This is a genomic window from Clostridium sp. 7_2_43FAA (genome assembly GCF_000158375.2).
Taxonomy (GTDB): domain Bacteria; phylum Bacillota; class Clostridia; order Clostridiales; family Clostridiaceae; genus Clostridium; species Clostridium tertium.
In genome coordinates this window covers 1561507-1581919 of sequence record NZ_JH815222.1, presented here as the reverse complement: position 1 = coordinate 1581919, position 20413 = coordinate 1561507, and the positions used below count along the sequence as shown (strand labels likewise).

Below are 20413 nucleotides of genomic sequence, written 5' to 3'. Positions count from 1 at the left end.
AATATAATTATTAAGAATAGAGGGTGATTTAATGTTAGGTAGACTATTAGGCTATGAAGTAAATAATAAAGAAATTAGATTAAAGTATGAAAGAAATGAAGCTACTATAACAATTATTAATGATGGGGTTGTTAATTTTTTTGTTCCATTTCACAGAAAAGAGAGAAACTCTAAGGCAGTTGAAAATTTGAATATAGAAAGTTCTAGTTTTTCACTAGAAAAAACTGAATATACTTTAAATATATTAACAGAAAAATTAAAAATTGTTGTTAATGATAATTTTAAGATAGATATTTACGATAAAAATGAAAAGGTTTTATGTAGGGATTATAGGGATACAAGAAATCCATTTAAAAGAAGAGGAAATAATCTTGATCTTGCAGCTGAAGAAGGACATAGTTTAAATGGACATCAAGATTTTAAGGTTTATGTAGCAAAGACAATGGAAGATGATATGTATTTTTATGGTCTAGGAGAAAGAACAGGATCTTTAAATAAGAAGGGTTATCATTATAAAAATTGGAATACTGATGATCCAAGTCCTCATGGAGAAACATTTGAGCAATTATATAAATCAATACCATTTTTAATATCATTAAAAGATGAAGAAGCATTTGGAATATTCTTCGACAATCATTTTGAAAGTCATTTTGATATGGGAAAAGAAAATTCAGAATACTATTATTTTGGAGCTGTAGAAGGTAACTTAGATTATTACTTCATATATGGACCAGAAGTAAAAAATGTAGTAAATGAATATACAAAGCTTACAGGAAAAACTCCTCTTCCTCAATTGTGGACATTAGGATATCAACAATGTAGATGGTCATATGCACCTAAAGAAAGAGCTTTAGAGATAGCAAAAGCTTTTAGAGATAAGGGAATTCCTTGTGACACATTATATTTAGATATAGATTATATGGATGGTTTTAGAGTATTTACTTGGGATAATAAAAAATTTGAAAATCCAAATGAGTTTACTGATGAGCTTAAGAATATGGGATTTAAAGTTGTTACAATTATAGATCCTGGTGTAAAAATAGATAAAGAATATAATATATATGATGAAGGAATGAAAAATGACTATTTTGCAAAAGACAAAGACGGAATAGTATATAAAAATAAAGTTTGGCCAGGAGATTCAGTTTATCCTAACTTTATGAGTTCGGAAGTTAGAAAATGGTGGGCAAAAAATCAAAAGATTATGATGGATGCAGGTGTTTCAGGAATATGGAATGATATGAATGAACCAGCTAGTTTTAATGGACCATTACCAGATGATGTAGTTTTTAATGAAGATGGGTTAGAGGTTACTCATAAAGAAATACATAATATATATGGGCATATGATGAGTAAATCTACTTATGAAGGAATAAAGGAAACCACAAATAAGAGGCCATTTGTAGTTACAAGAGCATGCTATGCAGGCACTCAAAAATATTCAACTATTTGGACTGGAGACAATCAAAGTACATGGGAACATTTGAGAATGTCTATTCCTATGTTAATGAATTTAGGTTTAAGCGGAATGAGTTTTTGTGGAACAGATGTTGGGGGATTTGGACATGATTGTACTGGTGAGTTATTAAGTAGATGGGTACAAGTAGGAACATTTACACCATTATTTAGGAATCATTCAGCAATGGGAACTAGAGATCAGGAACCATGGGCATTTGATAAAGAAACAGAGGAAATTAATAAAAAATATATAAATCTTCGTTATAAGTTAATACCTTATCTATATGATTTAATGTGGAAGTGTGAAAATACTGGATCACCAATTATTAGACCTCTTCTATTTGAATATCAAAGTGATAAGAATACTTATGAAGTAAATGACGAATTCCTTTGTGGAGATAGTATTTTAGTATCTCCAGTAGTTGAACAAGGTATGAGACAAAAACTTGTTTACTTACCAAAAGGAAGTACATGGATAGATTTTTGGACTGGCGAAAGCTATAATGGAGGACAATATATAATAAAAGAATCCCCTTTGAATACTTGCCCTATATTTGTAAAAGCAGATTCCATTATTCCAATGAGCATAGAACAAAATTATATTGGTGAAAAAGAGAGTGATGAACTAATTTTAAACCTATATTTAAGCGAAGAAGAAAATGAGTTTAAATATATTCATTATAATGATGATGGTGAAAGTTTCGAGTATAGAAATGGAATATATAATGAATATGAAATAATTGTATCTAATAAAGAAAGCATTGATATAAAATTTATAATAAATAAGAATAATTATATTAAAAAATATTCTAAAGTTAAGTTTATAATAAATAATTTAAAAACAAATAAGAAAATAACATTAAACGGTAAAGAAATTAGCTTAAATAATAATTCTATAGAAATGAATATGTAAAAAATAAAAGCTAGTAGAATTAGAAATATCTACTAGCTTTTATTTAAGTATTTAGTTTTTTATTTATATATAAAATTAAAAGTATATTATTTAACAAATTCAACTACATCTTCAAAAGATCTTCTAGTTTTAGGGGCAGGATTTTCATTTCTATATCCTAATGCTAGCATACATGATATGTTAAAGTGATTAGTATCTAGAAGATTTCTATCACTTAATATTTTTATAACAGCTTTAGCATCATATCCACCTATAGTGCATGAATCAATTCCAATTAAAGCTGAAGTAGTTAGCATTGTACCAAGTGCAATGTATACTTGTTCTCTTGAATAATGGTTTATTTCTTTTTCATTATTTTTAAATCTATTATCATTTACATCTTTTATCATCTTTAACATTATATCTGCAACTTCTTTTGGTAAATGTTTATCTTCATTGAATAATTTATTTAAATATTCAGAATCTGCTTTTAAATCATTTGCTGCTCTATTTAAAAGTATTACTAAATGGCTACAAGAAGGAATTTGTTTTTTGCCACCTAAAGCAACGGCAGCTAATTCATTTTTTAAGTCTTCATTAGATATAACCAAGAATTTCCAAGGTTCAATACCAATTGAGCTTGGAGATAATCTACCACTTTCAAGTATTAAATTTAAGTCTTCATCATTGATTTTTTTATTTTTATCAAATTCTTTACAAGCATATCTATTATTTAAAGCATTTAAAATTTCAGTATTGTTCATATTAAACTCTCCTTTATTAATTAATATTTATAAACTTTACAATTTAAATTATAATATATAAAGTAGTATAATGAATAAGGTATCTCAAAACAAGTAGGCAAGTTTTCTTTAGTTAGTTACAAAAAAGTAAGTAATGGAGGCTAAATTATGAGTAATTATATTGAAAAAAAGAAATAAACGAAGAAGATGTTAAATATGCTTTAGATATATTATCAGGAAAGTGGAAACTAAAAATAATGATAGAAATTTGGAAAAATGAAAGCATACGTTTTAATCAATTAGAAAAAAATGTAGATGGTATATCTAGTTTAATGCTAACAAGATGCCTTCGTGAACTTGTTGAATATAAAATAATAGAAAGAAAACAATTTAATGAAATACCTCCACATGTAGAGTATTCTTTAACAAAGCTTGGAAAATCTATTTGTCCAATAATACATTCATTAGAAGAGTGGGGAAATAAGGTTAAAAGTGAAATTAATAAAAAATAATGTATATCATTGATGAATATACATTATTTTTTATTTTATACAATTTAAAATGTTTTTTTGTGAATTTAAGTTGACTTATAATATAAAAAGAGATAATATAAGTACAAGAATATTAATTGTATAAAATTAAATTTTAAACAATGCAAAATAAATGGAGGAATATTAAATGAATTTTTATGATTTTAATGCTAAAGATATTGATGGAAAAGAAATAAATATGAGTAACTATAAAGAAAAGGTAATTTTAGTAGTTAATACTGCAAGTAAGTGTGGTTTTACTCCTCAATATGCAGATTTAGAGAAATTGCACAAAGAATTTAATGAAAGTGGATTAGAAATATTGGGATTCCCTTGTAATCAATTTTTAGAACAAGAACCTGGAAATAACAAGGAAGTTAAAAGCTTTTGTGAAATAAATTATGGAGTAACATTTAAATTATTTGAAAAGATAGACGTAAGAGGCCTTACTGCACATCCAATATTTAAATTTTTATGTGAAAAAGAAAAGTTTAAAGGATTTGATTTAACTAAACCAAATGGAAAACTATTAAATAGTATATTAAATGAAAAATTCCCAGAATACTTAATTGATGATTCAATAAAGTGGAATTTTACAAAGTTTCTTATTGATAGAGAAGGGAATGTTGCAGGAAGATTCGAACCAACAGTAGATCCTCTTGATATGGTTGAAAATATAAAGAAATTACTATAATTAAAAGGAGATAATTTCATGAGCTTTTATGAATATTCTGCAAAAAATATAGATGGAAAAGAAATAAATATGAGCGATTATAAAGGAAACGTAATTTTAGTTGTTAACACAGCAAGTAAATGCGGCTTTACCCCTCAATTAAAAGATCTTGAAGAACTCTATAAAGAATATAAAGATTCAGGTGTAGAAATATTAGGTTTTCCATGTAATCAATTTTTAAATCAAGAGCCAGGAGAGAATAAAGAAGTTAAGAACTTTTGTCAAATAAATTATGGAGTTACATTTAATATGTTTGAAAAAATAGATGTTAATGGAAGTAATACTCATCCTATATATAAATATTTAAAAGAACAAGAAAAAGGATTATTAACGAAAGATATTAAGTGGAACTTTACTAAATTTTTAATTGACAAAGAAGGGAATGTTATAAAAAGATATTCTCCAACAACCTCTCCTTTAAAAATAAAAACAGACATAGAAAAACTATTATAAATATAAATTACGTTTATAATAGATATTGACATAAGAGCTTTAAAAATGTAAAATCAATTTAATTTAATAAAATTAAATTTGATATTTATATTGTAGGTGAATAATATGAATGAATATAATAATCTAAAGTTAGATAATCAAATATGCTTTTCTCTTTATGCCGTATCACGAGAAATAATAAAACTGTATAAGCCAATATTAGATAAAATCAATCTTACTTATACTCAATATATAGTAATGCTTGTATTGTGGGAAGAAAGAAAAGCAACTGTAAAACATCTTGGAAATAGATTACATTTAGATTCTGGAACTTTAACACCATTACTAAAAAAGTTAGAAGGAATGGAGCTTATAACTAGATATAGAGACAAAAATGATGATAGAGTTGTTATAGCTGAATTGACTAAAAAGGGCTCTGATCTTCAAGAAAAAGCAAAAGATGTTCCAAGTAAGATGATGTGTAATATTAATATCTCAAAGGAAAAAGCTATTGATTTAAAAAGAAATTTAGATGAATTACTTAAGAATTTAGAATAACTTTAAATGGAGTGTATTTAATTTTTAAATTAAATATGCTCTATTTTTATATAAACAAATTTATTGCATAAAACCTTATACTAGAGTACTATATTAGGTGTTTATTAAAAAAACGGAGTGATTAATAATGGAAGAAAGATTACAAAAATATATGGCTAGATGTGGTGTAGCATCTAGAAGAAAATGTGAAGAAATCATATTAAGTAGTAAAGTAAAAATAAATGATAAGGTTGTAAATGAGTTAGGGGTAAAGATAGATCCTTATAAAGATAAAGTATTTTATAATGGGAAAAGAATACTCCCTGAAGAAAATAAGCTATACATAATGTTAAATAAGCCAGAAGGATATATAACTTCTGTAAAAGATGAAAAAGGTAGAAAAACTATATTAGATTTAGTAAAAGTTAATGAACGAATATATCCTATAGGAAGATTAGATTATGATAGTTCAGGATTAATTTTATTAACTAATGATGGTGATATATATAATAAAATAATACATCCAAGAGTTGAAGTTGAAAAGAAATATATAGCATTATGTAAAGGTGTATTTTCTGATGAAGAAATTAAAAAATTTGAAAATGGAATTGATATAGGTGGGTACATAACTGCTAATGCAAAAATAAAGCTTATTGATAAAGAGAAGGATAAAAAGACTAATACAGTTAATTCCTTAGTTGAAATTATAATTCATGAAGGGAAAAATAGACAAATAAGAAAAATGTGTTCTGCACTTGGTCATGAAGTTATAACATTAAAAAGAGTAGCTGTAGGAGATATAAAATTAGGTTATTTGAAAAGAGGAGAATGGAGAAATTTAACTGAAGATGAGTTAAATTATATTAATTCATTATAGGGGGAAATATGTACAGATATGTAGGAAATATAAGTGATCTATCGCATTATATAGTAAAGGATTTTGTGTTAAATAAAAAGATAGCTATAGATGCAACATTGGGCAATGGACACGATACTGATTTTTTATCTAGTATATTTGAAAAAGTTTATTCTTTTGATATACAAAATCAAGCTTGTGATAATTACAAACTAAAAGAAATTAAAAATGTAGAAATAATAAACGATTCTCATCATTTATTAAAGAAATACATTGATGAAAATGTTGATTGTATAATGTATAACTTAGGTTTTTTACCTGGAGGAGATAAGGAAATTACTACATTACATAATACATCTTTAGAAAGTATAAAAGAAGGGCTTAAGATTTTAAATAGTGGTGGATTAATGACAATATGTATTTATAGAGGCCATTATGAAGGTAAAATTGAAGAATCTTGCATTTTGGAGTATTTAAAAAATTTACCTAAAAATAAGTTTGGAGTCATGGTTCAATCATATCTAAACCGTGAAGATATCTCACCTTTACTTGTAGTTATAGAGAAAAAATAAAATTGACAACTTTACAATTTATTACAAGTTTTTATAAGAAATATATAATAAAATGAAATGATTATTGATGAATTATTCAAAAAGTGATAATATATAAATATAGGTTTATAAGTAAAAGTTGTTAAGTTTAACGAAAAGAAGGGATACGGATGGATAATAATCTGAATGAAAACTCAAAAGATTTAATGCGATTAATACAAGCAAGATTTTCAAGATTAAGTAAAGGACAAAAATTAATTGCAGAATATATCTTAAAAAATTATGATAAGGCTGCTTTTATGACTGCAGCAAAATTAGGGGTCTCTGTTGGGGTTTCAGAGTCAACAGTAGTTAGATTTGCTAATGAATTAGGTTTTTCTGGCTATCCTAAGCTTCAAAAAGCATTACAAGAATTAATAAAAAATAAACTGACAACAGTTCAAAGATTGGAACTATCCAATGATTATGTTAGTGAGGGATATGCTCTTAAAGGTGTACTTAAGGCGGATATGGAAAATATAAGAGCAACTCTTGAAAAGATAAATTATAATACATTTGAAGAAGTTGTTAATAAGATATTTGAAGCTAAAAGAATATATATTATAGGACTTAGAAGTTCAACTGCTTTGGCTGAGTTTTTAGGTTTCTACTTAAATATTATTTTGCAAAATGTTAAGACAGTGGGCTATGGAATTTCTGATATATTTGAACAAATGATTAATGTGGAAGAAGGAGACTTGGTAATAGGTATAGGGTTTCCAAGATATGCGTCTAGAACTATAGATGCACTTGCATTTGCACAAGATAGAGGAGCTGATGTTGTAGCAATTACAGATAGTCTTTTATCTCCATTAGCTTCTAAATCAGATTATGCATTAATAGCTCAAAGTAATATGGCATCATTTGTTGATTCACTTGTAGCACCTTTATCTGTAATTAATGCATTAATAATCGCTGTAGGTATGAGAGAAAAACAAAGTATTACAGATACATTTAACAATCTTGAATTAATTTGGAAAGATTATAATGTATATTCTTATAACAATAAAAATGTTGGAGACGATTAATAATAAGAGTGTTAAGTTATGTTTATTAAGCATTTCTTAGCACTTTTTAATTGCTTGTTATATTGAATTAAAGATATTAAAATGATATATTTATTATGACAAAATAATGCATCAGGAGGATTATAATGAAAAAAGTAATAGTTATAGGAGCTGGACCAGCAGGAATGATGGCAGCTATAACAGCATCTAAAAATAATAATGATGTTATATTATTAGAAGCTAATGAAAAGTTAGGTAAAAAGTTATTTATTACAGGTAAGGGAAGATGTAATGTTACAAATATTAAGGATATATCAGAGTTTTTTGATTATATACCAGGTAATCCTCATTTTTTATATAGTGCATTATATACATATACAAATGAAGATACAATTAATTTTTTTGAATCCCAAGGAATAAAGTTAAAGGCTGAACGTGGAGGTCGCGTATTTCCTTTTTCAGATAAATCTTCTGATATAATAAAAGGTTTATCAAATGAACTTTCAAAAAATAATGTTGAAGTAAAATTAAATAGTAAAGTTACTGATATAAATTTAAAAGAAGGTAAAATAGAATCTGTAAAAGTAAATGATGAATATCTTTTAAAGGCTGATTATTTTATTATTGCTACAGGGGGGGTTTCTTACCCATTAACAGGTTCTAAAGGAGATGGTTTAAAGTTTTCTAAAAAGTTAGGACACAATATAACAGAATTAAATCCATCATTAGTTCCTATTGAGATAAAAAACAATTGGGTTAAGGATTTATCGGGATTAACTCTTAAAAATATAGAAATATCAATTTTTGATGAAAAAGTTAAGAAACCTTTATATAAAGATCAAGGAGAAATGCTATTTACAAGTTACGGTGTATCTGGACCTCTTATACTTAAGGGTTCAAGATACATAACTAATAATGGCAATTATAACATAAACTTAGATTTAAAGCCTGCTTTATCAAATGAAGAACTAGATAAGAGGATTCAAAAGGATTTCAAAAAATTTATTAATAAAGATTTTAAAAATTCACTAGATGAATTACTTCCTAAAAAACTTATACCAATTATTATTGAGCTTTCTGAAATATCGGAAAATAAGAAGGTAAATGAAATAACAAAAGAAGAAAGAAAAAATCTTGTGAATTTAATAAAGGGAATCAAATTGAAAGTAATGAAGCTCAGACCTATAGAAGAAGCAATAGTAACATCAGGTGGAGTAGATACTTTAGAAATTGATCCTTCTACTATGAAATCTAAAATAATATCAAATTTATCTTTTGCTGGGGAAGTTATAGATGTCGATGCCTTTACTGGAGGGTATAATGTTCAAATTGCATTATCTACAGGCTTTTTAGCAGGAAGTAATACATAAAATTACTTGTTAAAAATAGATAATAATAATATAATTTATATGAAAATGTTTTTCAAATACGAAAGGTGGAATATTATTTTGAGAATATCAGTTGCTATAGATGGACCAGCAGGGGCAGGGAAAAGCACAATTGCTAAATTAGTTGCCAAGGAATTTAATTTAATGTACATAAATACAGGAGCAATGTACAGAGCTGTAGCTTTAGTTGCAAGAGAAAATAATATAGAAGATACAGATATTGAAGGATTATGTAATTTAATAGATACGCTTGAAATGAGATTTGAAAATGATGATTTAATTTTAAATGACATTAATGTTCAAGAACAAATAACAATGCCAGAAATAAGTGCAATAGTATCTAAATATGCTTCAATTCAAGAAGTAAGATCTAAATTAGTTAAATTACAAAGAGATATGTCAAATAAATTTGATGTTATAATGGATGGAAGAGATATTGGTACAGTAGTACTAAAAGATTCTAAATTTAAATTTTTCTTAACTGCAACTCCAGAAGCCAGAGCAGAAAGAAGATATAAGGAGTTAAAAGATAGAGGATTAACCGTTGATTACTCTAATATACTTGAAGATATAATAAAAAGAGATTATATAGATAGTAATAGGGAAGTTGATCCTTTAAAGAAAGCAGATGATGCCATTGAAATTGATACAACAGGATTATCAATTTCAGAAGTAACAGAAAAAATATGTTTAAATATAAAAAATAATATTTAATAAGAATATTATAGTCTAAACATTTAAAAATATAATATACTTAAAATATAATATGTAATTAAACTTAGGAGAATTAATATGAATAAAGTTGTATTAGCTGAAAGTGCAGGATTCTGCTTCGGTGTACAAAGAGCCGTAGAAGAAGCACTTAAGGTAAAAAAACAATATGATAAGAAGATATATACATTAGGACCTTTAATACATAATAATGATGTAGTTAGATATTTAGAGAAAAATGATATATATTCAATTGATTTTAGCGAAATTGATAAGCTAGAAAAAGGAGATGTAATAGTAATTAGATCTCATGGAGTTACAAAAAAAGTTGTAAATACTTTAGAAGAAAAAGGTCTTGTAGTAGTAAATGCAACATGTCCATATGTAACTAATATCCATAAGAAAGTTAATAAATATTCAGATTTAGGATATAATATTGTTATATTAGGGGATGACAAGCATCCAGAAGTTATTGGAATAAATGGATGGTGTAATGATAGTGCTATAATAACAAAAGATGGTACTTTCGAAGAAGAACTTCCTAAAAAGATTTGTGTTGTATCACAGACTACAGAAAAAGAAGAAACTTGGAAAAAGACATTAAATAATTTATCTTCTAATTCTAAGGAATTATTAGCATTTAACACAATTTGTTCTGCTACAGAAGTAAGACAAAAAAGTGCTAATGAATTATCTCAAAATGTTGATACTATGATTGTAATTGGAGGAAGAAATAGTTCTAATACGACTAAACTTTATCAAATAGCAAAAGCTAATTGTCCAAATACAATTCATGTTGAAAATGCTAAAGAACTTACTAAAGAGTTCATAGAAGAAAATAAAGGGAAAGTTGTTGGAGTTACTGCTGGAGCATCTACTCCTGACTGGATAATAAAAGAAGTAATTGATATTATGGAGGGAAAGATTAATATGGAAGATCAATTGAAGCTAATGGAAGAAATGGATAGAAGATTTAGAATTGGAGACGAAATAAAAGGTGGAATTCTATCAATTGGAAGAGAAGAACTAGTTATTTCTCTTGTTGGATATAAATCAGATGGAGTTATTCCATTTAAAGAACTTACTTCAGAAGAAAACTTAGAATCATATCTTTCTTCATTAAAAATTGGAGATGAAATAACTGCAAAAGTTATAAAGCTTAAAAATGAAGATGGAAATGTAGTACTTTCAAGATTAGAATATGAAAAGAAATCTGTATTGAATGAGCTTGAAAGTATATTTAATAATAAAGAAGTATTTTCAGTTAAAATAAAGGATGCCAAGGAAAAAGGAATAATAGGGTATTATAAGGGTGTTAGAATATTTATACCAGCTTCTCAAGTTGATATAAGATTTTCAAATGATAGAAGCAATTTAATAGGAGAAAATTTAGAAGTAAGACTAATCGACTTCTCATTAGATAACCCTTCAAAGATAGTTGCATCAAGAAGAATTATATTAGAAGAAGAGAAAAAAGTTAAAGAAGATGCTGCTTGGGAAAATATAAACGTTGGTGATGTTGTAAAGGCTGAAGTTAAGAGATTTACAAATTTTGGAGCATTTGCTGATATAAACGGAGTAGATGGATTAATACATTTATCTCAAATATCATGGAGTCACGTAAAATCAGCAGAAAGCGTTCTTAAAAAAGGACAAATTATTGATGTTAAGATAATAGAAGCAGATAGAGAAAATAATAGACTTTCTTTAAGTATAAAGGCTTTAACTCCAGAACCATGGAGCAATATAGAAGAAAAATATCCAGAAGGATCTGCAGTTTTAGGAAAAGTAGTAAGAATTAGTGATTTTGGTGCTTTTGTTGAGTTAGAACCAGGTGTAGATGGATTAGTTCATATTTCTAAAATAACTCATGATAGAATCAATAATCCTGGAGATGTTTTAAAGATTGGTGATGAAGTAAAAGCAATAATCCTTTCAGTAGATGCAGAAAATAAAAAAATAGCATTAAGTATAAAGGATGCTGAGTAAGTAATATATTTATTAAGACACACATATAAATTATATGTGTGTCTTTTATTATTATCTTGACCAGAATATTATGGAAGAAGTATACTAATTTATATAGAGAATAAAAGGGGTTTGCAGTAATGTTAGAGAAATTGACATTAAACAATATGGAATCTTTTAAAGGACTTTATTCTAAGAGCATGAAACATGAAAATTATGATAAAGATTTCTTTAAATGCTATAATAATCAAAATTTCTTAATAAAATTTTTATATAGAAAATTTATGAGAATTATAAAATTAAATAATACTGATATTGGATATATATGGTACGAAGCACCAATGGATAATTATATTAGGGTTTGGGCATTATATATAGATTCAAATTATATAAATCTAATAAATAAATCTACATTATCTTATTTTGACAATAGTACCCTTTCTTATGAAGCAATAGACAATGTAGAAAACTCTATAATTTTAGAAAGGTTAGGGTTCAAAAAAATTAAGTATACTTCATTAATGGAAATGAATATAGAGGATTACAGTAATACTGATAGAATTTATGAAGTCTATAATGAGATGGTTACGAAATTACATTGGAGTAAGAACATTAATTCTAAAACTTTATTTTCTACTAGAAAATTAGTAGTAGGAAAGGATGAAGAACTAAGGTGTAATATTCAAAATGATATATTTGGTGAATGGAATAGAAGACCTTTAACTGTTGAGGATATATATAATGACATGACACAAGATTACTTTCTAAAAGATTTATGTATATTTGGAATGATTAACAACTCATATATTGGATATGGTCAAATAATATTTAATAGAGAAATGTTTACAATAGTAAATTTCGGAATAGTTAATGACTTTAGAGGTATTGGTTTAGGGAAATTATTATTACATGAAATAATTTTATATGCTAAAAAGTCAGGAATAAAAAACTTAGCTATTAGGGTAGACTGTACTAACATAAATGCTATTAATTTATATAAGTGGATTGGATTTAAAGAAAAATATAAGATAGTAATTTGGGAAAGAGAATGATATCACTAAAGAAAAACTGGATCATTATATAAGCTAATAATCAAGTTTTTCTTTTTGTCTTAAAGATTCATAATATAATATTAATAAATTAATTAATAAAATCTTGACATTTTACTCTTAGCTAATAGTTTAGACTCTCCTGTTTTTTCCCACTTTTCAACTTGATTAATAGCTTCTTCAGGCGCTTTTCCCAAACCAACAAGTACACCTGATAAAATAAATTCTTGATATAAATGTTCAGGATTTATACCTTCTTTTGATTCCATTAAAGCACGATCAACTAATGGAGTAATATATTTAACCCAATCGTCTGGAGTAAATTTAGATGTATCCTCTTGAAGAGAATCCCTATTTTTTGATGACTTATTAGTATTATTTAATGTAAATAAATAGTTATACTTTGAAGCATGTTTTAATTCATCCATAATAATATCAAATAACATATCTTTATATGCTCCAATTGGAAGTGCTCTTCTAATTGCTTTATATTTATCTACAGCTTTTAACTCACCAAATAAAGCTGTTCTTATCCCATCCATAAAAGATGATGGTTTTTTTAAGTTTTCTTCATTCATCGTATTAATCTCATTACCAGTAAAGTCTTTATAAATTTTTCTAAAAAGTTGATTATGCTTACGTTCATCATTTCTAATTGACTCAATTATTTCTTTCTCATCTTTTGTAGGGGCTAAACTAATTAAATAGTCATAAAACAACTCATCTTCTCTTTCTCCTTGAACAGCTTTTCTTATCTCATCAAGAGCTAAAGATAATTGCGGATGAGGTTTTTGGTTATTTTGTAATTCATCCATAAATATTAATAATCCTCCTACGATTAAATATGCTTTATATATTATATTAATATGAGATTAAATGGATATACTTAATGCTCATTATTTTTAAAATTATTACTAAATAAAATGAATTAAAATATAGTGAATAAATATTTAATAATAATAAATGTTTAGCTATTTAAAAATAATTAAATATTTATTATAATGTTATTGGGGAAAATATATTTCTAAAAAGGAGAATACTTATGAAGGAAGAAATTAAAGAATTAAAATATTACATAGAAACTTGGGGATGCCAAATGAATGAAGAGGATTCGGAAAAGTTATCAGGTATGCTTAAAAGTGTAGGATATACTAAAACTGAATCAATAGAAGAAGCTGGCATTATAATATATAATACTTGTTGTGTAAGAGAAAATGCAGAAAATAAGGTTTTTGGTAATTTGGGAGAGTTAAAGCACTTAAAAAAGAAAAATCCTGATTTAATAATTGCAGTATGTGGCTGTATGATGCAACAAGAAGGAATGGCAGATAAAATACTTAAAAAGTTCCCTCATGTTAATATAATATTTGGAACACATAATGCATATAAGTTCCCAGAATATTTAAATAGAGTTAAAACAGAAGGGGTTCAAGTTAAAGAAATATTCAATAAAGAATCTGAAATAGTAGAAGGTCTTCCAATAGATAGAGAAAGTGATGTTAAAGCTTTTGTTACTATAATGTATGGATGTAATAACTTCTGTACTTACTGTGTAGTTCCATATGTTAGAGGAAGAGAAAGAAGTAGAAAATCAGAAGATATTATAAATGAAATAAAAGATTTAGTATCAAAGGGATACAAGGAAATAACTCTTTTAGGTCAAAATGTTAACTCTTATGGAAAAGGCTTAGAGGAAGATATTGATTTTGCTAAGCTATTAAGAAAAATAAATGAAGTTGATGGGTTAGAAAGAGTTAGATTTATGACATCTCATCCAAAGGATTTAAACAAAGATGTTATTTTAGCTATAAAAGAATGTGATAAGTTATGTGAACAAATTCACTTACCAGTACAAAGTGGATCTGATAGGATTCTTAAAAAGATGAATAGACATTATACTAAGGAATATTATTTAGAGTTAGTTGATATGATAAAAAGAGAAATTCCTGATGTATCATTAACAACTGATATTATAGTTGGTTTCCCAGGAGAAACAGAAGAGGACTTCTTAGATACATTAGATTTAGTTGAAAGAGTTGGATATGATTCAGCATTTACATTTATATATTCAAGAAGAAATAATACTCCTGCTGATATGATGTTAAATCAAGTTCCAGATGCTGATAAGCATCATAGATTTGATAGGCTTATTAAAGTTGTTAATGAAGGCGTTATAAAGAGCAATAAGGTTTATGAAGGAAAAACTGTAGAGGTATTAGTTGAAGGTCCTAGCAAAAATGATGCAACTAAGTTAACTGGAAGAACAAGAAATGGAAAATTAGTTAACTTCTCAGGTGAAAATGTTAAAGCTGGGGATTTAGTAAATGTTAAGATAGTGAGAGCACAACCATTTTCTCTTGTTGGGGAAGTAAAATAATTAGAGCAAGATCATTAAAGAAGTTATATATTTATGTATAACTTCTTTTTTACTTTATTGAAATAAATTTAAATTTATTTTCATATAATACCAAGAATAATGATTTAGAAAGTGGAGATTATATGAGGGTAAAAAAATCTTTTTTCAATTTAATATTTTGGATAGGTCTGGCTATCTTATTTAATATATACATATATTTTTCAATGGGAAGTAAACCAGCTATGGAATTTTTAGGTGGCTATATAATAGAAATGTCTCTTAGCTTAGATAATTTATTTCTATTTTTAATGGTATTTTCAAGCTTTAATATATCATTAGAATACCAAGAAAGAGTATTAAAGTATGGAATAATTGGCGCTATGATATTAAGGCTTATTTTCATATTACTGGGTATAGGAATTATAAATAAGTTTCATTTTATAGTATATATATTTGGAATAATTCTAATGTTTAGCGGTCTTAAAATGATGTTTCATGACGACAATAATATAGATTTTAATAAAAATCCATTTATAAGAATATTCAAGAAAATAATGCCTGTACATGATAAATTAGTAGGTCATAATTTTTTCACAAGAATAAATAGAAAACTTTATGCAACTCCTTTATTTATAATTTTGATAATTATAGAAAGTTCAGATGTATTATTTGCACTAGATTCGATACCAGCTATCTTTTCAATAACTCAAGATCCACTTATAGTGTATACATCCAATATTTTTGCTATAATATGCTTGAGAAGTATGTATTACATACTTAATAGATTAAATAGTATGTTTAAATTTATGAGATATGGAGTAGCACTTATATTAATGTTTACGGGTATAAAATTGCTAGTATTATACTTTAATATAGAGATATCAGTGTCAATATCAATTTTAATAATACTAATAATCTTATTATGTAGTGTCCTATTTTCACTTATATTTTCTAATGATAATGAAAATGAAAATTTAAGAATTAGATAATTAATAAAAATAATTGCTTTTTAATGCTAAAATCTATTGAATTTTTTTAATTTTATTATTATAATAATAAAAAACGCATATAAGAAAGATAGTGATAAGGAAGAGTAATTTGACTAAGCATTAAAGAGAGCTAAAGAATGGTGAAATTTAGTATGATATGTTAAGTGAAGCAGCCTTTGAATCTCGTATTGAAAAATAAGAATATAAATTCTTAATTAGGTATTGACGTTGTTCTCACGTTATAGAGAATTGAATATTTTATGTATTCAAGTTGAGTGAGTAAATTAAATTTTACTTATTAGGGTGGTACCGCGGAAGCTATATCCTTCGTCCCTTGTTTTGGGATGAAGGATTTATTTTTTTATATGGAGGTAGTTAAAATGGATGAAATTTTAGAGGTATTAGAAAAAAATAGTAGGTATAGTGATGAAGAAATTGCTTTAATGACTGGGAAAACGGTTGAAGAAGTTAGAGAAGCTATAATGGATTATGAAGAAAAAAACATAATTGCAGGGTACACAACTCTTATTAATTGGGAAAATACAGGTAAAGAAACAGTAACAGCTTTAATAGAAGTAAAAATTACTCCACAAAGAGGTGCTGGATTTGATAAAGTTGCAGAAAGAATATATAAATTTAAACAAGTTAAAGCTTGTTACTTAATGTCTTCAGGTGGCTTTGATTTGACTGTAATTGTAGAAGGTAAAACAATGAAGGAAGTTGCTTTATTTGTTTCAGAAAAACTTGCTGTTCAAGAATATGTAACAGGTACTGCAACTCACTTTGTATTAAAGAAATATAAAGATCACGGAACAATATTTAAAGAAAGAAAAACAGAAGATAGGGAGGCTATTTTTATATGATTTTAGAAGATATGATATTAGATAATGTTAGGAATATGCCACCATCAGGTATAAGAAAATATTTCGATTTAATTAATGAAATGGATGATGTTATATCCCTAGGTGTTGGAGAACCTGATTTTGTTACTCCTTGGAATGTTATAGAAGCAGGTATTTATTCATTAGAAAAAGGACAAACTCATTACTCATCTAATGCTGGATTTGTTGAATTAAGAGAAGAAATATCAAAATATTTGAATAGAAGATTTAATTTAAGTTATAATCCAAGTGATGAAATATTAGTAACTGTTGGTGGAAGTGAAGGAATAGATTTAGCCTTAAGAGCTCTTGTAGGGCCAGGAGATGAAGTTATAATACCAGAACCTAGCTTTGTTGCCTATAAAGGATGTGCAACATTTTGTGGAGCTACTCCTAAAATAATAAACTTAAGAGCAGAAGATGAATTCAAGCTTACTGCTAAGCTTTTAAAAGAAGCCATAACTCCTAAAACAAAAGTTGTAATAATTCCATTTCCCAACAATCCAACTGGCGCAATTATGACAAAAGAAGAGTTAAAAGAAATCGTTGATGTTTTAAAGGATAAAGATATAATAATTCTATCTGATGAAATTTATGCTGAATTATCTTATGATAAAGAGCATTATTCAATTGCTAGTTTTAGTGAAGTAAAAGATAAAACTTTAGTTATAAATGGATTTTCAAAAGCATATGCAATGACAGGATGGAGATTAGGATATGTTTGTGGACATAAAGTATTAATTGAGGCTTTAAAAAAGATACATCAATATGCAATAATGTGTTCTCCAACAACTGCACAATATGCAGCAATTGAAGCTTTAAAAAATGGTGATGATAGTGTAAGAGAAATGGCTAGAGAGTATAATAGAAGAAGAAGAATTCTTGTAGAAGGATTTAGAGAAATGGGACTAGAATGTTTTGAACCACTTGGTGCTTTATATGTATTCCCTTGTATTAAGTCAACGGGAATGAGTTCAGATGAATTTTGTGAAAAGTTATTGATGGAAGAAAAGGTTCTTGCTGTACCAGGTAATGCCTTTGGAGAATGTGGGGAAGGTTTTATAAGAGCATGTTATGCCTCTTCAACTGAAGATTTAATAGAGGCAGTTAAAAGAATAAAAAGATTTATTACAAAAATTTCTTAATATATTTTACCATAACGTTAAAGAAGTTATATATATATTGAGGTATTATTATAAAAAATGAAAAAATTCAGATAATTTTTTAAAAAATAGTTGCAAAAATAAAAAAATCATAATATAATGGTAAAAAATAACTTTGAGCAATGGCGTTCAATAGAAGTCTTTCTATTGTGCGCTTTTTTTATAAAGATTTTGAGGGGGAATACTTTATGCCAAAATATTCAAAAGCAGATATTAAAAAATTAGTAGAAGAAAATGGGGTTAAATTTATAAGATTGCAATTTACTGATATATTTGGATTTTTAAAAAATGTTGCAATTACCGATAGGCAATTAGATAAAGCTTTAAATAATGAAATTATGTTTGATGGCTCTTCTATATTAGGATTTGTTAGAATAGAAGAATCAGATATGTATTTAAGACCAAACTTAGATAGTTTTGTAATTTTCCCATGGAGACCACAACAAGGTAAGGTTGCAAGATTAATATGCGATGTTTATAGACCTGATGGAACACCATTTGAAGGAGATCCAAGAAATATATTAAAGAAAGTTCTAAAAGAAGCAGCTAATTTAGGATATTCAATGAATGTTGGACCAGAATGCGAGTTTTTCTTACTAGACATTGATGAATATGGTAATCCTAAATTAAAAACTCAAGATAATGCTGGATACTTTGATTTGAGTCCTTTAGATGCTGGTGAAAATGTCAGAAGAGATATTAGTTTAGTTTTAGAAAATATGGGATTTGAAATAGAAGCATCCCATCATGAAGTTGCAGCTGGTCAAAATGAAATAGATTTTAAATATGAGAATGCTTTAACAACTGCCGATAATATTATGACATTTAAATTGGTAGTTAAAACAATTGCTCAAAGACATGGTGTACATGCTACATTTATGCCAAAACCGTTCTTTGGAATAAATGGATCAGGAATGCATGTTAATATGTCATTAAATAAAGATGGGAAAAATGCTTTTGTTGATGAAAATGATGAATTAGGATTAAGTAAAATAGCATATAATTTTATCGCAGGATTAATAAAAAATATTAAAGGAATATCCGCAATAACTAATCCATTAGTAAATTCATATAAAAGATTAGTTCCAGGGTATGAGGCTCCAGTATATATAGCATGGTCAGCTAAAAATAGAAGTCCTTTAATAAGGGTTCCTGCTGCAAGAGGAAATGGTACTAGAATAGAACTTAGATGTCCTGATCCAAGTGCAAATCCTTACTTAGTGTTAGCATGTCTTTTATCAGCTGGACTTGATGGGATAAAAAATAATTTAGTTCCACCTGAAAGAGTAGAGAAAAATATATTTAAAATGACTTTAGAAGAAAGGGATTTAGATGGGATTGATAGTTTACCAGGTAGTTTAGAAGAAGCAATTAAATATATGGAAGAAAGTGAATTAGTAAAAGAAACTTTAGGAAATCATACATTTAATAATTATATAAAAGCTAAAAAAAATGAATGGGACGATTATAGAAGTAAAGTTCATAAATGGGAGCTAGATAACTATTTAAAACAATATTAAATTTACTTGTAAGGGAGCAATGTAAATGGCAATAGATGTAATAGTTGCATTAAATAATGAAGAAATAGGACAAAAGATAAAAACTATTTTAATTGAAAGGGGTTATAATGTTTTAGCATTATGTACTTACGGAAATGAGCTAATACGTGCTATAAGGCAACTTTCACCATCTATAGTTATTAGCGGTTATAAATTTAAAGATATGACATTAATAGATATATATAATAATGTCGGTGAAGTATGTAGTTTTCTTGCAGTAGTAAATGAACCGTATAAATCTTTTGTTCAGGAAGAAACTGATATATTTTGTATATCTAGCCCTATAAATAATTCAATATTATTAACTTCATTAGATATGATTTATCAAAGTGAACGAAAAGTTAAGAAGCTAAAAGAAAAAGTAACTGTGTTAGAAACAAAAATAAATGAAAGAAAAGTTATAGAAAAAGCAAAAGGTATACTTATGCAACAAAAAGGTATGAATGAAAATGAAGCCTTTAGATATATTCAAAAAAATAGCATGAATCTCGGACTAAAAATGATTGATTTTTCAAATAAAATTTTATTAGGAGAATAAACAAAGACTTAGGATTTTGTTAAGCAAACTTTA

Annotated in this window: 20 protein-coding genes and 1 other annotated feature; of the genes, 18 read left to right on the top strand and 2 right to left on the bottom strand. The window is 26.7% G+C overall.

Features of this window, described 5'->3' with window-relative positions:
• Positions 1-31 precede the first annotated feature (31 nt).
• Positions 32-2371, top strand: a complete 2340-nt coding sequence (locus CSBG_RS08965; protein ID WP_008678858.1) for a glycoside hydrolase family 31 protein — start codon at positions 32-34, stop codon at positions 2369-2371.
• 86 nt (positions 2372-2457) lie between these two features.
• Here CSBG_RS08965 and CSBG_RS08960 read toward each other — a convergent pair whose 3' ends face one another.
• The gene (locus tag CSBG_RS08960; protein ID WP_008678856.1) at positions 2458-3114 is read right to left on the bottom strand and encodes an NAD(P)H-dependent oxidoreductase; all 657 of its coding nucleotides are present in this window, start codon (positions 3112-3114) and stop codon (positions 2458-2460) included.
• A gap of 173 nt (positions 3115-3287) precedes the next feature.
• On the opposite strand from CSBG_RS08960, the gene CSBG_RS08955 reads away from it, so the two are divergent.
• From CSBG_RS08955 to CSBG_RS08905, 11 genes are all read left to right on the top strand, one after another.
• Positions 3288-3605, top strand: a complete 318-nt coding sequence (locus CSBG_RS08955; protein ID WP_035285246.1) for a helix-turn-helix domain-containing protein — start codon at positions 3288-3290, stop codon at positions 3603-3605.
• Between the two features lie 166 nt (positions 3606-3771).
• A complete protein-coding gene (locus tag CSBG_RS08950) occupies positions 3772-4317 on the top strand; it encodes a glutathione peroxidase (protein ID WP_008678852.1) in 546 nt (181 codons plus the stop codon).
• 18 nt (positions 4318-4335) lie between these two features.
• Positions 4336-4809, top strand: coding sequence for a glutathione peroxidase (locus tag CSBG_RS08945; protein WP_008678851.1), 474 nt, complete (start codon positions 4336-4338; stop codon positions 4807-4809).
• 105 nt (positions 4810-4914) lie between these two features.
• Positions 4915-5346: a MarR family transcriptional regulator gene (locus CSBG_RS08940; protein WP_008678850.1), complete on the top strand. Its 432-nt coding sequence runs from the start codon at positions 4915-4917 to the stop codon at positions 5344-5346.
• A 127-nt stretch (positions 5347-5473) separates the two neighbouring features.
• Entirely contained in the window at positions 5474-6202 is a 729-nt protein-coding gene (locus CSBG_RS08935) for a pseudouridine synthase (RefSeq protein ID WP_008678849.1), read from the top strand.
• 8 nt (positions 6203-6210) lie between these two features.
• A complete protein-coding gene (locus CSBG_RS08930; RefSeq protein WP_008678848.1) occupies positions 6211-6753 on the top strand; it encodes a class I SAM-dependent methyltransferase in 543 nt (180 codons plus the stop codon).
• A gap of 149 nt (positions 6754-6902) precedes the next feature.
• Positions 6903-7799, top strand: a complete 897-nt coding sequence (locus tag CSBG_RS08925; protein ID WP_008678847.1) for a MurR/RpiR family transcriptional regulator — start codon at positions 6903-6905, stop codon at positions 7797-7799.
• Positions 7800-7924: 125 nt separating this feature from the next.
• Complete coding sequence (locus tag CSBG_RS08920; protein ID WP_008678846.1) at positions 7925-9148, top strand: NAD(P)/FAD-dependent oxidoreductase; 1224 nt, start codon at positions 7925-7927, stop codon at positions 9146-9148.
• 78 nt (positions 9149-9226) lie between these two features.
• On the top strand, positions 9227-9880 hold the full coding sequence (gene cmk, locus CSBG_RS08915; protein WP_008678845.1) for a (d)CMP kinase: 654 nt from the start codon (positions 9227-9229) through the stop codon (positions 9878-9880).
• Between the two features lie 78 nt (positions 9881-9958).
• A complete protein-coding gene (locus CSBG_RS08910; RefSeq protein WP_008678844.1) occupies positions 9959-11866 on the top strand; it encodes a bifunctional 4-hydroxy-3-methylbut-2-enyl diphosphate reductase/30S ribosomal protein S1 in 1908 nt (635 codons plus the stop codon).
• Between the two features lie 119 nt (positions 11867-11985).
• The gene (locus CSBG_RS08905; protein WP_008678843.1) at positions 11986-12897 is read left to right on the top strand and encodes a GNAT family N-acetyltransferase; all 912 of its coding nucleotides are present in this window, start codon (positions 11986-11988) and stop codon (positions 12895-12897) included.
• Between the two features lie 92 nt (positions 12898-12989).
• Here CSBG_RS08905 and CSBG_RS08900 read toward each other — a convergent pair whose 3' ends face one another.
• The gene (locus CSBG_RS08900; protein ID WP_008678842.1) at positions 12990-13709 is read right to left on the bottom strand and encodes a ferritin-like domain-containing protein; all 720 of its coding nucleotides are present in this window, start codon (positions 13707-13709) and stop codon (positions 12990-12992) included.
• A 227-nt stretch (positions 13710-13936) separates the two neighbouring features.
• On the opposite strand from CSBG_RS08900, the gene miaB reads away from it, so the two are divergent.
• The 6 genes from miaB to CSBG_RS08870 all read left to right on the top strand — a co-directional run bounded on the left by miaB (position 13937) and on the right by CSBG_RS08870 (position 20380).
• Entirely contained in the window at positions 13937-15271 is a 1335-nt protein-coding gene (gene miaB, locus CSBG_RS08895) for a tRNA (N6-isopentenyl adenosine(37)-C2)-methylthiotransferase MiaB (protein ID WP_008678840.1), read from the top strand.
• Positions 15272-15393: 122 nt separating this feature from the next.
• Positions 15394-16239: a TerC/Alx family metal homeostasis membrane protein gene (locus tag CSBG_RS08890; protein WP_008678839.1), complete on the top strand. Its 846-nt coding sequence runs from the start codon at positions 15394-15396 to the stop codon at positions 16237-16239.
• An 82-nt stretch (positions 16240-16321) separates the two neighbouring features.
• Positions 16322-16577, top strand: a binding site (T-box leader).
• 42 nt (positions 16578-16619) lie between these two features.
• On the top strand, positions 16620-17102 hold the full coding sequence (locus tag CSBG_RS08885; protein ID WP_008678837.1) for an Lrp/AsnC family transcriptional regulator: 483 nt from the start codon (positions 16620-16622) through the stop codon (positions 17100-17102).
• Complete coding sequence (locus CSBG_RS08880; RefSeq protein WP_008678835.1) at positions 17099-18265, top strand: aminotransferase class I/II-fold pyridoxal phosphate-dependent enzyme; 1167 nt, start codon at positions 17099-17101, stop codon at positions 18263-18265. Before CSBG_RS08885 ends, CSBG_RS08880 begins: the two co-directional genes overlap by 4 nt.
• Positions 18266-18471: 206 nt before the next feature.
• A complete protein-coding gene (gene glnA, locus CSBG_RS08875) occupies positions 18472-19803 on the top strand; it encodes a type I glutamate--ammonia ligase (protein ID WP_008678833.1) in 1332 nt (443 codons plus the stop codon).
• Positions 19804-19828: 25 nt separating this feature from the next.
• Entirely contained in the window at positions 19829-20380 is a 552-nt protein-coding gene (locus CSBG_RS08870) for an ANTAR domain-containing protein (RefSeq protein ID WP_008678831.1), read from the top strand.
• The last annotated feature ends 33 nt before the right edge of the window (positions 20381-20413 follow it).